This is a genomic window from Arthrobacter sp. NPDC057009 (assembly GCF_042673905.1).
GTDB lineage: Bacteria > Actinomycetota > Actinomycetes > Actinomycetales > Micrococcaceae > Arthrobacter.
Window position 1 is genome coordinate 177,865 of the sequence record NZ_JBHUSB010000006.1, and the last position, 13,398, is coordinate 191,262.

The 13,398-nt window shown below is 63.0% G+C and carries 13 protein-coding genes; 8 read left to right on the forward strand and 5 right to left on the reverse strand.

All coding sequences use genetic code 11. The features are described from left to right. Window positions 1-326 precede the first annotated feature (326 nt). The 6 genes from ACFTR6_RS08845 to ACFTR6_RS08870 all read left to right on the forward strand — a co-directional run bounded on the left by ACFTR6_RS08845 (window position 327) and on the right by ACFTR6_RS08870 (window position 4,383). A complete protein-coding gene (locus ACFTR6_RS08845; protein WP_377957623.1) occupies window positions 327-797 on the forward strand; it encodes a hypothetical protein in 471 nt (156 codons plus the stop codon). A gap of 186 nt (window positions 798-983) precedes the next feature. Continuing rightward, window positions 984-1,727: a GAF and ANTAR domain-containing protein gene (locus ACFTR6_RS08850; protein WP_377957624.1), complete on the forward strand. Its 744-nt coding sequence runs from the start codon at window positions 984-986 to the stop codon at window positions 1,725-1,727. 144 nt (window positions 1,728-1,871) lie between these two features. Beyond that, on the forward strand, window positions 1,872-2,141 hold the full coding sequence (locus ACFTR6_RS08855) for a hypothetical protein (RefSeq protein ID WP_087874765.1): 270 nt from the start codon (window positions 1,872-1,874) through the stop codon (window positions 2,139-2,141). 54 nt (window positions 2,142-2,195) lie between these two features. After that, window positions 2,196-2,816, forward strand: coding sequence for a TetR/AcrR family transcriptional regulator (locus tag ACFTR6_RS08860; RefSeq protein ID WP_253250633.1), 621 nt, complete (start codon window positions 2,196-2,198; stop codon window positions 2,814-2,816). A 98-nt stretch (window positions 2,817-2,914) separates the two neighbouring features. Further along, window positions 2,915-3,364, forward strand: a complete 450-nt coding sequence (locus ACFTR6_RS08865) for an SRPBCC family protein (RefSeq protein ID WP_087874767.1) — start codon at window positions 2,915-2,917, stop codon at window positions 3,362-3,364. A 281-nt stretch (window positions 3,365-3,645) separates the two neighbouring features. Then, on the forward strand, window positions 3,646-4,383 hold the full coding sequence (locus tag ACFTR6_RS08870; RefSeq protein WP_087873784.1) for a GAF and ANTAR domain-containing protein: 738 nt from the start codon (window positions 3,646-3,648) through the stop codon (window positions 4,381-4,383). A gap of 632 nt (window positions 4,384-5,015) precedes the next feature. Here the strand turns inward: ACFTR6_RS08870 and ACFTR6_RS08875 are convergent. The 5 genes from ACFTR6_RS08875 to rfbA all read right to left on the reverse strand — a co-directional run bounded on the left by ACFTR6_RS08875 (window position 5,016) and on the right by rfbA (window position 10,759). Continuing rightward, window positions 5,016-5,195: a hypothetical protein gene (locus ACFTR6_RS08875; RefSeq protein WP_253250497.1), complete on the reverse strand. Its 180-nt coding sequence runs from the start codon at window positions 5,193-5,195 to the stop codon at window positions 5,016-5,018. Between the two features lie 184 nt (window positions 5,196-5,379). Next, window positions 5,380-6,303 carry a hypothetical protein gene (locus ACFTR6_RS08880; RefSeq protein WP_377957625.1) on the reverse strand — a complete coding sequence of 308 codons (924 nt, stop codon included), beginning with the start codon at window positions 6,301-6,303 and terminating at the stop codon, window positions 5,380-5,382. A 155-nt stretch (window positions 6,304-6,458) separates the two neighbouring features. Continuing rightward, window positions 6,459-7,268 carry an SGNH/GDSL hydrolase family protein gene (locus ACFTR6_RS08885; protein WP_377957626.1) on the reverse strand — a complete coding sequence of 270 codons (810 nt, stop codon included), beginning with the start codon at window positions 7,266-7,268 and terminating at the stop codon, window positions 6,459-6,461. A gap of 151 nt (window positions 7,269-7,419) precedes the next feature. Then, window positions 7,420-9,648, reverse strand: a complete 2,229-nt coding sequence (locus ACFTR6_RS08890) for an acyltransferase family protein (RefSeq protein ID WP_377957627.1) — start codon at window positions 9,646-9,648, stop codon at window positions 7,420-7,422. A gap of 205 nt (window positions 9,649-9,853) precedes the next feature. After that, window positions 9,854-10,759: a glucose-1-phosphate thymidylyltransferase RfbA gene (gene rfbA, locus ACFTR6_RS08895; RefSeq protein WP_377957628.1), complete on the reverse strand. Its 906-nt coding sequence runs from the start codon at window positions 10,757-10,759 to the stop codon at window positions 9,854-9,856. 65 nt (window positions 10,760-10,824) lie between these two features. Here rfbA and rfbB point away from each other — a divergent pair, with 65 nt between their 5' ends. After that, window positions 10,825-11,823: a dTDP-glucose 4,6-dehydratase gene (rfbB, locus tag ACFTR6_RS08900; RefSeq protein ID WP_377957629.1), complete on the forward strand. Its 999-nt coding sequence runs from the start codon at window positions 10,825-10,827 to the stop codon at window positions 11,821-11,823. Between the two features lie 4 nt (window positions 11,824-11,827). Next, on the forward strand, window positions 11,828-13,237 hold the full coding sequence (locus ACFTR6_RS08905; RefSeq protein ID WP_377957630.1) for a sugar nucleotide-binding protein: 1,410 nt from the start codon (window positions 11,828-11,830) through the stop codon (window positions 13,235-13,237). The last annotated feature ends 161 nt before the right edge of the window (window positions 13,238-13,398 follow it).

The following is a 13,398-nucleotide window of genomic DNA, read 5'->3' on the forward strand; positions in this document are numbered from 1 at the left end:
GATCCTGCGGGCGGTAAACGCTCCGCAATTCTTCGTGGACGCGTCCCTCCCGGTATTTCCCGTCAGCCGGCAGGAGACGGGTTCGTTTTTCGCGTACGCCACGCTGGCGCTAATTCTGGGTGTGGGCCATTGTGCGCAGCGACGGCGGATCATGTTCGCCATCTTCGATACTCATGAGGTGCGGGAAACGCAACTGATCATAAGCATGCTTGCTAATTTGGGTTGTGTATGGCTATGTAGATCAGAAGCAGCCCGGGGGCCTCTGGCGCGGCGTCCCGCGGCTGCGTATCCAGCCAATGCTTCACTGATCCAAACGGAAGGTTCTCATGCGTACTGAGGTAGAAACGAGCCGTGCAGCCCAGGCCCGGCAGCTCCAAGATGCTCTCGTTCTGCGCCTTGCGAAGGGCAGGGAATGGGCGACGCCCGGCATCGAAGCGGCGTTGCGACGCATGCTGACCGGCATAGACAGCGGATTGGAAGCCGCATCACCCCGCTTGCAGGCGAGCCTGCGCATGATCGCCGACGAGCTCGCCGGGGGAGTGGAAGCTGCAACGCCGCGGCTTCATGAGGGGATAACGCGGCTCATCCCCGAAGCGGCCTTCCCGGTTCGGGCCGTCCCACCTGTCAAACCAGTCCGGAAGGCTTGGCTGGTTGCCGCAGTCGCCGCGGCAACCATTACCGCCGGTGTCGGCCTTTGGCAGGCAATGCGTTCACCCGAGAAGGAGTCGGCTAATGAACGGACAGGCGCGCCGCAACCGGCCAGAGCTGAGCAAGTGGACATCAACCAACTGTCGTAGCCACTTACGGCCCCTGAGGGTTTTGGATGCTTCACCGCAAAGCATCATGAGGCCCGGAGTTTGGCTATCTATTCCCGCCAGAAGGGGCCATACTCAAAGGACCGCCGTTCGCGCGGTTTCGTTGTCCTTCAGGGGCCTCCAGTCACAGGGGTTGTTGCCAGGGCCCCAGGAGGAATGAGGCCGTTCATGGCCGAAGAAGCACGTCCATTGCCTTCGAGCGTTGTTTTTGACCGTCTGCAGGACCTTGTTCTGAAAACGTCGGACGTGAAGGAGATGCTGGATCAACTGGCCGAGTTTTCCGCTCTTACCTTGGCTGACCCGGCGGCGGCCTTTTGCAGTATCACGCTGATGCAGTGGAAGAAACCGGTGACCGTCGCCAGCAGTGAAGAGAGCGCGGTCCGGCTTGATGAGACCCAATACGGGGCCGGTGATGGGCCTTGTCTGGCTGCTATCCGCGAGGAGGCGGCCGTCCATATCCCGGATGTGAACTGTGCACGCCGCTGGCCCGAGTACACGGCGGCGGCACGGGTGGCGGGTGTGGGCTCCAGCCTGTCGGTGCCCCTCCGGTTGGACGGGGAAGCGGAAGCGGGTTTGAACATGTATTCCACCCGGTCCCATGGATTCACCCGCGAGGACATCGAGATGGTCGAAGCGTACGCCTATCACGCGTCCAAGGCTCTTCGCGTGGCGGTCCGGATCAGCCAGCTTGCCGAAGCGAAGGCTCACCTCGCGGCGGCCCTGGAGTCACGGACTGTCATTGATCTGGCAACGGGGGCGATCATGGCGCAAAACCGGTGCAGCCAGGAAACGGCCATGAAGATCCTCAAGATCGCTTCCAGCACCCGCAACGTCAAACTGCGGGACATAGCAGCATCAGTGATCGCCTCGGTAGCAAACGACCCCACCGTGCGGACACACTTTGAGCCCTGATCATCCTGGCAAGTCTTTCAATCATGGGACACCTGCGCTAGAAGCCTGCGGCCGCGGCCCTGCCTGGTTCCTGCCGCTTCCGTGGTCGGGAATCGGGGGCCTTTCCCACCCCCGGTCAAAGGAAATCCAGGAGGGGCTGCACTGATGGACGAGTACCGGCAGCAGAAATCGGCGCAGGCAGCATTCTTACTTTCGGGCCTGAGTGCGCTGCAGGCCTGGATCGCCTACTACGGGAACGGAGGCCGGTTCAGCGAAACGGACGTCGATGCGTATCTGCACGGGTTAATGCCATTTCCCCTGCTGCAGCGCGACTTGATTGCGTTTACTCTGAACGAGCTCCTCAGCGACGACAATCTGCCCGATGCCGCGTCCTACGCGGAAGACAACAGCTGGCCACCGATCCGGGGGCTCTGATGTTGGGCCAGCCTCGCCTTGCCCAATGCAGACAGAACGGTCTGTCTCGCGCCCATGGCTGACCCTGTTATGCACACTTCGGCGGGGACCGCAGAGCCAGGCCGCCCTCAAGCGAACGCGTCCCGGGAAAAGATCGCTGCCATCGCCTACCAGCTGTTTGCCCGGCGCGGCATCCGCGATGTCGGAGTCGACGAGCTGATCCGTGAATCAGGCGTGGCCAAGGCCACGTTCTACAGGCACTTCCCCTCGAAGGACGACGTCGTCCTGGCCTTCCTCGAGCAGTGGTACCAGGAACGCACGGCCGGAATCGAGGCCGCCATCGCCCGGCACGGGACCTGCAACGAGGCAGCCATGCTGACATTGTTCGACGTCTTTGACGACTGGTTCCGCGAAGGCGCCGCGGAGGTCAGCTCCTTCCTGCACGTGATGATGGAGATGGGCCCGGACCACCCCCTGGGCAAAGCGAGCATCCGGTACCTGGAGAAGACACGGGAGCAGATCGCCGACCTCGCCGGATCCGCCGGTCTCGACGACCCGACCGACTTCGCCTGGTCCATCCACATACTGATCAAGGGCGCCATCGTTGCCGCGACCGAAGGCGACCCCCGGGCCGCAGCCCGTGCCAAGAGCATGGCCGCCCTCCTCATGGACCATCGCCGGGCTATCGAGACGTGATCTGGGACCGACGATCGGGGGAACGGCGGGGTGTTCTGGGTAAGGGGTTGGTCATAAGGCGGCCGCTCGGCCGGTGCTTCGTTAGGAGGAGAGCAAGCATGCAGACAGTGGAAGAGACCATTGATGTCGCGGTCCCAGTGCGAACAGCGTATGACCAGTGGACCCAGTTCGAGTTATTCCCCCACTTTATGGCCGGGGTGGAGTCCGTCGCCCAACTCGACGACCGGACGAACCGGTGGGTGGTGAACGTCGGCGGAGCCGAGCGGGAATTCGACACTGAAATCGTCGAACAACGCCCCGACGAACGGATTGCCTGGCGCAGCACCGATGGCCAGTCGCACGCCGGCGCCGTGGCGTTCACGCCGCTGGGAAACGGAGTGACGCGTGTCTGGGTCCGTTTTGAATGGGCCCCGGAAACCTTCACCGACAAGGCCGGTGCCGTACTTGGGTTCGACAACATGCAGGTCAGGGCGGACCTGCGCCGCTTCAAGGAATTCATCGAGGACAGGGGCACCGAAACCGGCGCATGGCGCGGAGAGGTCCACTAGAACCACTCACGCGGACCGTTCTCGGTTTCAGGCAGGCGTGCCCTCTCGTGCGTGCTGCTGCCCCGGTTTGGAGACATTAGGGAGCAGAAGCGATACTGAGGGCGTCGTGTAGCAGAGTGCGGCCGATCAAAGGCGATGCCTGAGGGTCCCGCCGCTGTAGCCGCACGCAGCGGCGGGGTCGCCTCGCCCGGTTCCTAATACCTGACGTCGACGTGGACGACCTGCCCGGACCGGTCCATCGGTCTCGCGGCGGGGCCGGGGGTGAAGCGTACTATTGGCCCATGTCGGATTCAACCGAAAACGAGGCTGCAGGGCAGCAGCTGCAGAATATTCTGGTGGACGCGGAGGATGCGGTTGAATTCCTCTCCGGACTGTCCAAGCTCGCCGCGGCCGCGGTCTCTCACAGCGCTGATGCCGAGATTGAATGCGCAGTCACCGTCAAGGTGAAGCGCCGGCCTACGACTGCCGCGGGCAGCAGCCCGCGCGCCGTCGAACTGGACAAGATGGAACAAGCCGTGGGTGACGGCCCGTGCATCGCGGCACTGCGGGAAATGTCACCGGTAGCGATCGAGGACGTTACCTCAGATCAGCGGTGGCCAGAGCTGATGCGGAAATTCGCAGAGGCGAACGTCCACAGCTCTTTGGGCGTACCCCTGGAGATCAGCAGCGGCGCCAGTGCCGCTCTGAACTTCTTCGCGTCCAAGCCCACTGCCTTCACACGGGACGTCTACAACAAGGCCCTGGGCTTCGCTGAGGCCGCCCGGAGCACACTGATCCTGTCGGTCCGCATCGGCACCGCCCAGACCCGCGCAGATGACCTGGAAGCCGCCCTGAAAAGCCGGACCGCGATCAACCTCGCCTGCGGTGTCATCATGGGGCAAAACAGGTGCTCCCAGGCAGAAGCGATGGAGATCCTCTCCAAGGTATCCAGCAACCGCAACCGCAAGCTTCGCGATGTAGCCACCGAACTGATTGAACAAATCTCCGGCGCCAGCATCGACACTCACTTCGAAGCATGAGAGCCGTCAGTTTTCACTAGCCGTGCTTTAGGGGAGACCGACCTCGTTGCGTCTCATATCCCTTGGGAAACGAGGCGTCGCAACGAGTGAACAGGCGTCGACCTGCACTGTCACAGATTTTCGGCCGAATTCTGGATCTGCGACGGCCAAGGAAATTCTCGTAACTATGTGTCATAATCTGCTGGCCGAATCGCTGTACCCAACATCAGTTATGAGACACCTGATTAAGTGATGCAGCAGCTCACGGATCGGCGGCAGCCCGAGCGGCCGCTGATTGACAGAGCGCAGTGAAGGTAGCCGTCCAACTTCGGTTCAGAGCACAGTGTCCCGGGCACGGCATGGATGCCCGGGAACTTGTTCACGGCCTTCGCCAATGCCAGCTGAACCGACGGGACAACCCCGGCGGGGATGCCGTTGCCCGAACCAGCTGTGCGCCCTAAAAGCCGAGCACTTAGGCCGCCAGCGCATACATCCCCCACCACCCAGCCGTTTAAAAGGACGCCCAGATAGGCCAGGACCAGCCTGGTATCGCGGAGGAAGCACTTCGACCTCGTCAGGCCCCGCCGTCGTGCTTTCCAATAGCCCGCGAATCCGACTGCCGCGAACACTGCCACTGCCATCGGACCGGCTGCTCAGCCGAGCAGGGCAACGGTGGCGAAGATGCACAGGCGCAGTGGATCAAAGGGCGGAGGGGACTGCGGATCCGTTTCAGGGTCAGGCTTGTGTCCGTACCGGCCCGGGGGTTTGGTGCGCACCAGCTGCGAGGGCAATGGCCCGGCCGCAATGCGTCGGGCATCAGAAGCGGAACCCATCGTTCCTCCCTGCCGCTGACTCAGACCTGGCGGAGCGGGAGAAGCTCCCGGCCCGTGGCTGTGCTCATTCGTTGCCTGGCCAGGGCCGGCCATGCCTGGACGGCACAGAAGGGAGCGCACTGGTGATCGCCGGCGTCGCTCTTTGTGCCCACGTGGACGCAACATCGGGTGAGCCGTTCCTCGATCATCGTGGAAATGTCCATGAAGGGCTTGACCATGATGCGGGTGATCCGTTCGCCGAGGAGCCGGCGCAGCCGTTGTTGCTGGCCTGGCAGCTGGCCGGCCGCCAGGGTGGTGAGTGTGCCGATGCCGAGGTCACACTGGGTGCAGATGTTCTTCCAAGGGTGCGCAGCTCGAGCGGGATTGCGCTGTCGGCGATGCGGTTGGCGATGCTGTCGGGCTTGAGTTCCAGCCAGGCGAGCAGCTGATCGTGCCCGATGAGGGCAGTCAGCGAACGCCAGACCCCCGAGTCGTCCTTCAGCATGCAGCCCACAGACGCGCAATGCGGATGCGAGCAGGGGAGTGCTGTCAGGTCGTGCCATGAGACCATCCCTCCGGTTTGCTCCGCCAGCCGTTCCAGCACGCCAGTGTGGGTGAGCCTGTTGGTAGGGTCGACGCCGTGGCCCCGCCCTGACCCGAACACCGGCTGCAGCGAAACCCCGCCCACGAACGGGGTTTCCAGTGTCCTTATGACGACGGCGCCCACCTCACCGTCGTTGACGCCGAGTGCCGCTGTCATGGTCAGGGTGGTGAAAACGCCCGCCTCGGACAGGCGGGCCATGGGCATATCTTTGAAGCGGGTGAGGTCTCCGCCCCGGTGGTGAATGGATGCTTCCTTGGACGGGCCGTCGTATTGGAGGTGCACCTCCACGCGGTCCCGGTGCCTGGCCAGCAGGGAGTTCCCCGATGAGCGGCTGAGGGCAGGATTCAGCATCGAACTCGTGGAACCCGAGGAGGGCCTCGCATCCCTGTGCTCCACCAACAGGGTGTGGTTCGAGCGCCGCGTTGCCGCCGACGCCTGGGACAACGTAGCCCTGGCCGACGTGCCGCCCGGTGTGTTCAGCGAAGCGATGCGCGACGTTGACCTGATTACCGCGGTGGCTGCCATCGGCCCGGACCCGGACTGGATGGACCATCCGAACCTTCATGCTGATGGACGACCACAAGATCAAGGACGAGTCCATCCTCAGGCAGATCCACGGAAACCGGTAAAGGGTCGGGACAGCGGGGGAGCCGGTCCCGGTTAGGCGCGGCCCTCTGACGCTATCCCCACCAGGAGCTCGACCAGGTGACCCGGGCGAGGTTGGCCTGGCCGCGGAGGCTGGGGTGGAAGTAGTCCAGGGAGCTGACGTCGCCCGCGGTGAACTTGTAGTTGTAGACGGCGTGGTTGTCGAAACGGCAGTTGGCCACGCTGGCGCACTCCTGCTCCAGGATGGCGTTCAGCTTTATCTCATGGGCCTGCACGTCCAGCCGGGTCTGCTCGCTGTTGCTGGTGGAGAGCATGGACTGGCAGATGTCCGCGACGGGCCAGACGAACTGTGCCGTGGAGTTGGCGTGCAGAAGGCTCCAGAGCTGGTAGATGTTCGGGATGCTGCTGACGAAGATCCGGGACCTCGGAAGGCCTGTAGCCAGGGTTTGCAGCCCCGCCCGGATCTGGGCCCGGAAGTCCGTCTCCGACGTCATCGTCGCCGGGGAGGAAGTGCAGACGTCGTTGGCGCCCATCAGAACGGTCACGTACTCGGCCTTCTGGCTCACCGCCAAGGTGGCCTGGCCCTTCAGGTCGACGGCTTTCGCGCCGGCTCTGGAATCGTTGTAGGCGACCACTCTGGGGTTGATGCCGCCTCGGATCCTCTCATAGTGGCTGGACACGCCGTCCCAGCCCGCAGAGCCTGTGGACCACGAGTTGGCGGGGTGGTCTCCGTACCAGCAGCAGGCGTCAGTCGCCCGGGTCATGGAATCACCCAGTGCGGCAATGCTGTCCGGCCGTTGGGGCGACGCTGAGGCCATACCAGCTGTCATGACGGAGAAGGCAAAGATGAAGGGGAGTACCAGTAGTCGGACTGCTCTGCGCATGACTGCCTCCGGCCGCCGGCCGCCGCAGGGTCCCGGCAGCGTCCAAGACCGGCGTGTTGGTCAAAGATAGACCCGGCCACTGGCAGGCGTCGAGTGAAGCGCAGCTCTCAGGCAGGATGTGTTCTGCCTTTGCGAGCCATCCGGACCGCCATTACCCGACGGCAAGCGCTTCGGACAGCACGGGTTCAAGTGACCGCGAATAGGCTGCCGTGAGGTGCGCCCCGTCGGCATGCATGGGCGACGTTCCGGCGAAAGCAGGGCAGTTCCCGGCCACGCAGAACCACCCAACGGTTTCCACGAAGTGAACGTTCGGCTGCCCGGCCGGGTCAAGGGCCGCCCGCCCGGCGGCCGTCATGTCCAGCGAGAGTTGCTGCACCTTTGACGCGCAGTCCGCAGGCGTGCTGATTTTCGTGGCGCAATCAGCGAACTTCTGCCCGCGTGGAGGCGGGTCAAGCACGAAAACCTGTTTGGCCGAGGCCGAGAGTTCTGTGTAGAGCTTTTTGGACGCCTCGGTCCACTCGTCGGCCGCTGCACCGCCCGTCGCCCCGCTGGAAAGGCGTGCCAGCGTTCCCGCTGAACTGGCAGCGATCACCATGTCAGGCTTCATGGCGGCTATCTGCTGAAGGGCCCACGTCCGGAAAGGGGCGCACTTGGGGTGTGCCGATTTGGCAGACTTGATCACGTCAACCCCCGCCGCCGGGCACTGCTGCATTGTGAATACTTGGATCTTGTATCCCCGCGGCTCAAGTGCGGCGCGTATGCCCGGAATCCAGCTGATGCCCACTGAGTCGCCGAGAACGACTGCCGTCTTCGTGGCCGCTTCGTCGCCGTAGATGCAGCGGGCTGCATTTTCTGCTGGGTCCTCCAGGGCACCTCGCTCGTCGGCCAGGCATCCGTCCTCGACCCATTCGGGCGCTTTCGCCTCTTTGCCAAGGGTGTCGATTGCCGGCGTCAGCTCCGGCCACTGGGCCGCCGACAGAGCAAGAGTGAGTTCCTGGTTCAGCTTTCCTGCGGGGGTGCTTGCAGCAGGGGAGGAGGCGCCCGGTGACACGACTGGAGGCGCAACAGCCGTTTGGGTCGCCGGGGCGGCCTTCACCAGAGTGAAGGTGACGACGACGGCGGCAACCAGGGCAAGAGTAGCGAGCGCCCCGTAGGCCAGCCGGGGCGCGGCCCTGTGCGGCGCCCCGGCCCCGCGCCGGGCCTTGGCCGCCCCGGCCGCCTTAACTGCCTTGGGTTCCAGCCATTGCGAGTGCCTGACCGGCTCTTCAATGAAGCGATAGGACCATGCTGAGAACGCCAGGGTGAGGGCCAAAGCGACGGCGTAGTCCACGACGGCGGTCGGTGGCCGAAGTGCCTCAAGAAGGATGATGACGGGCAAGTGCCACAGGTACAGGGAGTATGAAATGTCACCCAGGTAGCGGGAGACGCGGTTGGTCAGGGGAGCCAGCAGTCGTTGCTCCCCTCCGGTCCCGGCGGCGATGACCGCCATGGTTGCAAGAACCGGCACCGCTGCCCATGGACCCGGGAAGGTCACTTCCGGTGTCAGGGCGAAGGCGCCGACGGCGATTCCTGCGAGGCCGAGGTAGGCCAAAGCGGGCCTGATGCGGTCCGGGATGCGAAGCAGAACCGGCGCGAGAACGGCCAGCAGACCACCGCAGCCGAGCTCCCAGGCACGGGAAAACGTGGAGAAGTAGGCGACGGTGGGTGCGGCGGAGCTTTCCCACATGGCGAAGGCAAACGATGCTGCCACCACGGCAAGCAGGGCCAGGCCCAGTGGGCGCCGCGCCCCGGAAGACGAGCGGCCCAGCCCGTAAGCTCCCCATCCCAGCATGAGCGCGATCAGCCATGGCCAAACGATGTAGAACTGTTCCTCGACGGCCAGCGACCAGAAGTGCTGCAACGGGGACACCGCCCCTCCGGCCTGCATGTAGTCAGTGCCGGTGATGGCCATACGCCAGTTGGCCGCAGACAGGAACGCCCACAGGCCGTCCTGGGCAATGCCCGCGAAGCGCGCCGTGGAGAACACGGCCCATGACCCGGCCAGTGTTAGGACGATGACCAGCGATGCCAGCGGCAGGATGCGTCGCGCCCGGCGCCGGTAGAAGTCCGCGAAGGAGATCCTGCCGTTCCTGTCATGCTCCCGGAGCAGGCTGGCAGTGATCACGAAACCGGAGATCACGAAGAAGACATCCACGCCGATGAAGCCGCCCGTGGGGTAACCCAGCAGGTGATCCGCAATAACCAGGAGAACCGCCAGTGCGCGAAGGCCCTGGATGTCATAGCGCTTTGATGAGCCGGGACGGTCCGTCCCCACCGCCGCGGAATTCGCCTTGCGTTGAGCGGCCCGGCCTGCGGGCACGCGGGCATGAGTGATGGACAAAAGAATTCCCCCAAACGAGACCGGCGTAGGTGATATTTTACCCGCCAGCCATATCCGGGTAGGCCCGGTGTGATGGACGACGGCGGCGATCACCTCGCCTGCCACACGCCCCGTCCCGCGCCAGGGGCAGGCTGCCGTGGACGATTCGGGCGCACGCCCCCTCCCGGTCGGCCACCGCCTGGGTGCCGAGTCGGGTAGTGAGTGGCTACAGAACGGAAAGCGCCAGCCGCTCGGGATTTTCCGCGGCGTCCTCAGCGAGCAAGTCCAGCAGGTAGCGGCCGTAGCCGCTCTTGCCGAGGGGTTCGGCGCGTTCACGCAGCTCGTCGTCACTGAGGAAGCCGAGCCGCCAGGCAATCTCTTCGGGGCAGCCAATCGAGAGGCCCTGACGCTTTTGGACCGTGCGTACGAATTCTGAGGCCTCGTTGAGGGAATCGAAGGTTCCGGTATCGAGCCAGGCGGTACCGCGCGGGAGGATCTCCACCTGGAGCTTGCCCCGCTCCAGGTATTCGCGGTTCACGTCAGTAATTTCCAGTTCGCCACGGGGCGAGGGCTTCAGATTGCGGGCAATTTCGACAACGTCGTTGTCGAAAAAGTAGAGCCCGGGCACGGCGTAATGGCTCTTGGGCTTCTCCGGCTTTTCCTCGAGGGAGATGACTTTGCCGGTGACGTCGAACTCAACGACGCCGTATGCGGTCGGGTCGGCAACGCGATACCCGAAAATGGCGCCGCCATCGATGTCTGAGAATCGGCGAAGCTGCGTGCCCATGCCCGGGCCATAGAAGATGTTGTCACCGAGGACTAGTGCCACCGGTCCGTCGCCGATGTGCTCTGCACCAAGAATAAAGGCCTGAGCCAGCCCGTCGGGAGAGGGCTGCTGGGTGTAGGTGATGTTGATGCCGAACTGGCTGCCGTCGCCCAGCAGGCGCTGGAACTGGTCGGCGTCATGGGGAGTGGTGATGATCAGGATGTCCCGGATTCCGGCCAGCATCAGAGTTGACAGCGGATAGTAGATCATCGGCTTGTCGTAGACAGGAACCAACTGCTTGCTGATGCCCTGCGTGATCGGATGAAGTCTTGAACCGGTCCCCCCGGCGAGGATAATCCCGCGCATGGAATCTAGTTTCGGCGCTATTGCACGTGCAACCAAATCCTTGGCGCTATGGAAATATGGAAAACATGCAGAAATTCCTCGTGACCGGTGGTGCCGGCTTCATCGGTTCCAATTTTGTGCACTATGTCCTTAATCACACTGATAACGCCGTCACTGTCCTCGACAAGCTGACTTACGCGGGAAATCGGGCCTCGCTCGAGGGGTTGCCGGCGGACCGCTTTCAGCTCGTCATTGGGGACATCGCTGACGCCGCACTCGTTGACAGCCTGGTGGCCGACTGCGACGTCGTGGTTCATTACGCCGCCGAGTCACACAATGACAATTCCCTGCATGATCCGAGGCCATTCCTCGACACAAACATCATCGGCACGTATACGCTGATCGAGGCTGCCCGGAAACACGACAAGCGCTTCCACCACATCTCCACTGACGAGGTGTACGGGGACTTGGAATTGGATGATCCGGAGCGCTTTACGGAGTGCACCCCGTACAACCCGTCCAGCCCCTATTCCTCCACGAAGGCTGGCTCAGATCTATTGGTCCGGGCCTGGGTCCGCTCCTTCGGACTGCAAGCAACGATCAGCAACTGCTCGAACAACTACGGCCCGTATCAGCACGTCGAGAAGTTCATCCCGCGCCAGATCACCAATGTTATCGACGGCGTTCGGCCAAAGCTCTATGGCAAGGGCGAGAATGTACGCGACTGGATCCACGCCAACGACCATTCGTCGGCAGTGCTGGCCATTATCGCCAAGGGCCGCATCGGCGAAACGTACCTGATCGGTGCGGACGGCGAGAAGAACAATAAAGACGTCGTGGAGCTGATCCTGGAGCACATGGGCGAGGCGCCCGACGCTTATGACCACGTAGTGGATCGCGCCGGTCATGACCTGCGGTACGCCATCGATTCCTCGAAGCTCCGTACGGAGCTGGGCTGGCAGCCAGAGTTCTCTGATTTTGATGCCGGCATCGAGGACACGATTGCCTGGTACCGGGACAACGAGGAATGGTGGCGGCCCCAGAAGGCCGCTACGGAGGCGAAGTACAAGGAACAGGGCCAGTAGCGCCATGACGATCGAGTTTTCGAAGCTGCTTCGTGCCCAGGAAACGCCAATCCCCGGCGTGGTTCTCTACGACCTTCCCGTCCACGGGGATAACCGCGGCTGGTTCAAGGAGAATTGGCAGCGCGAGAAGATGACCGCATTAGGATTGCCGGATTTTCACCCTGTCCAAAACAACATCTCTTTCAACGAGAAGGCTGGAACTACCCGCGGCATTCACGCGGAGCCCTGGGATAAGTTCATCTCGGTGGCCACGGGCAGGATTTTCGGTGCCTGGGTTGATCTGCGTGAAGGGCCGTCCTTTGGGGCCGTCTTCACGGCTGAACTTGACGCCAGCCAGGCTATCTTCATTCCCCGGGGTGTTGGCAATGCATTCCAGACACTCGAGGACAACACGGCCTACACGTACCTCGTGAACGATCACTGGTCTGCAGATGCTCAGGGCCAGTACACCTTCCTGAATCTTGCCGATGAGAGTGCCGCCATTCAATGGCCGATTCCCCTGGACCAGGCAGAACTGTCAGATAAGGACAGGGCGCACCCGCGGCTGATGGATGTCCTCCCGATGGCCCCCAAGAAAACGCTGGTGCTTGGTGCTGACGGGCAGCTCGGCAAGGCCTTGCGGGTCACCTTTGACGGCGATGACTCGGTCGAGTTCGCGAACCGGGCGGAGTTCGACCTGGCTAGCGCGGACTCATATAACAGCCGGAACTGGAAGAACTACTCGACGATCATTAACGCGGCTGCCTATACAGCTGTCGACGCGGCCGAAACCCAGGAAGGGCGCGCCGCGGCGTGGGAGGTCAACGTCAATGCCGTTGCCCGCCTCGCACGTATCGCAGTCGAGTACGACCTGACGCTGGTCCACGTATCGTCGGACTACGTATTCGACGGTGGCCGCGGCATTCACGACGAGGCCGAGTCCTTTACGCCGCTTGGTGTGTATGGCCAGACGAAAGCCGCAGGGGACGCCGTCGTCAGTGTCGTCCCCAAGCACTACATTGTGCGGACCAGTTGGGTCATCGGTGAAGGAAACAACTTCGTGAGCACCATGGCGTCATTGGCTGAACGGGGGATCAAGCCGTCGGTGGTCAATGACCAGGTGGGGCGGCTGTCCTTCACGCAGGACATCGCAGCGGGCATCAGGCACTTGCTCGAGAGCGGCGCGGCATATGGCCCCTACAATCTCAGCAACAACGGAGACCCGCAGTCGTGGGCGGATATCGCCGCCGACGTCTTCGAACTGGCTGGATCATCCAGGGACGACGTGACTGGGGTCAGCACCGCGCAGTACTTCGAAGGCAAGGCTGCTGCCCCAAGACCGCTGAATAGCGCTCTGGACCTGAGCAAGATCCACGCTGCAGGATTCTCCCCCCGGGATTCCCGTGATGCCCTGACTGAGTACCTGCGGCAGTAATTCCGCCCACACGATGGTCCGAAAGCGGCGCGGTCGTGGCACCGATTAAGCCGCGGGTTTATGTGTGGCATGGGTTTAGCGGGACAATTATTACCCCAAAACAGGAACAAAGGGAGGGGAAAATTATTTGAGGGGGGGTCCCCGGGTACGGACAGACGGGG

Bases quoted from the DNA above. Each gene is read 5' to 3' on its own strand.
- ACFTR6_RS08845 (WP_377957623.1), top strand. From the start codon at position 327: ATGCGTACTGAGGTAGAAACGAGCCGTGCAGCCCAGGCCCGGCAGCTC.
- ACFTR6_RS08850 (WP_377957624.1), top strand. From the start codon at position 984: ATGGCCGAAGAAGCACGTCCATTGCCTTCGAGCGTTGTTTTTGACCGT.
- ACFTR6_RS08855 (WP_087874765.1), top strand. From the start codon at position 1,872: ATGGACGAGTACCGGCAGCAGAAATCGGCGCAGGCAGCATTCTTACTT.
- ACFTR6_RS08860 (WP_253250633.1), top strand. From the start codon at position 2,196: ATGGCTGACCCTGTTATGCACACTTCGGCGGGGACCGCAGAGCCAGGC.
- ACFTR6_RS08865 (WP_087874767.1), top strand. From the start codon at position 2,915: ATGCAGACAGTGGAAGAGACCATTGATGTCGCGGTCCCAGTGCGAACA.
- ACFTR6_RS08870 (WP_087873784.1), top strand. From the start codon at position 3,646: ATGTCGGATTCAACCGAAAACGAGGCTGCAGGGCAGCAGCTGCAGAAT.
- ACFTR6_RS08875 (WP_253250497.1), bottom strand. From the start codon at position 5,195: ATGGGTTCCGCTTCTGATGCCCGACGCATTGCGGCCGGGCCATTGCCC.
- ACFTR6_RS08880 (WP_377957625.1), bottom strand. From the start codon at position 6,303: ATGGCAGCCACCGCGGTAATCAGGTCAACGTCGCGCATCGCTTCGCTG.
- ACFTR6_RS08885 (WP_377957626.1), bottom strand. From the start codon at position 7,268: ATGCGCAGAGCAGTCCGACTACTGGTACTCCCCTTCATCTTTGCCTTC.
- rfbA (WP_377957628.1), bottom strand. From the start codon at position 10,759: ATGCGCGGGATTATCCTCGCCGGGGGGACCGGTTCAAGACTTCATCCG.
- rfbB (WP_377957629.1), top strand. From the start codon at position 10,825: ATGCAGAAATTCCTCGTGACCGGTGGTGCCGGCTTCATCGGTTCCAAT.
- ACFTR6_RS08905 (WP_377957630.1), top strand. From the start codon at position 11,828: ATGACGATCGAGTTTTCGAAGCTGCTTCGTGCCCAGGAAACGCCAATC.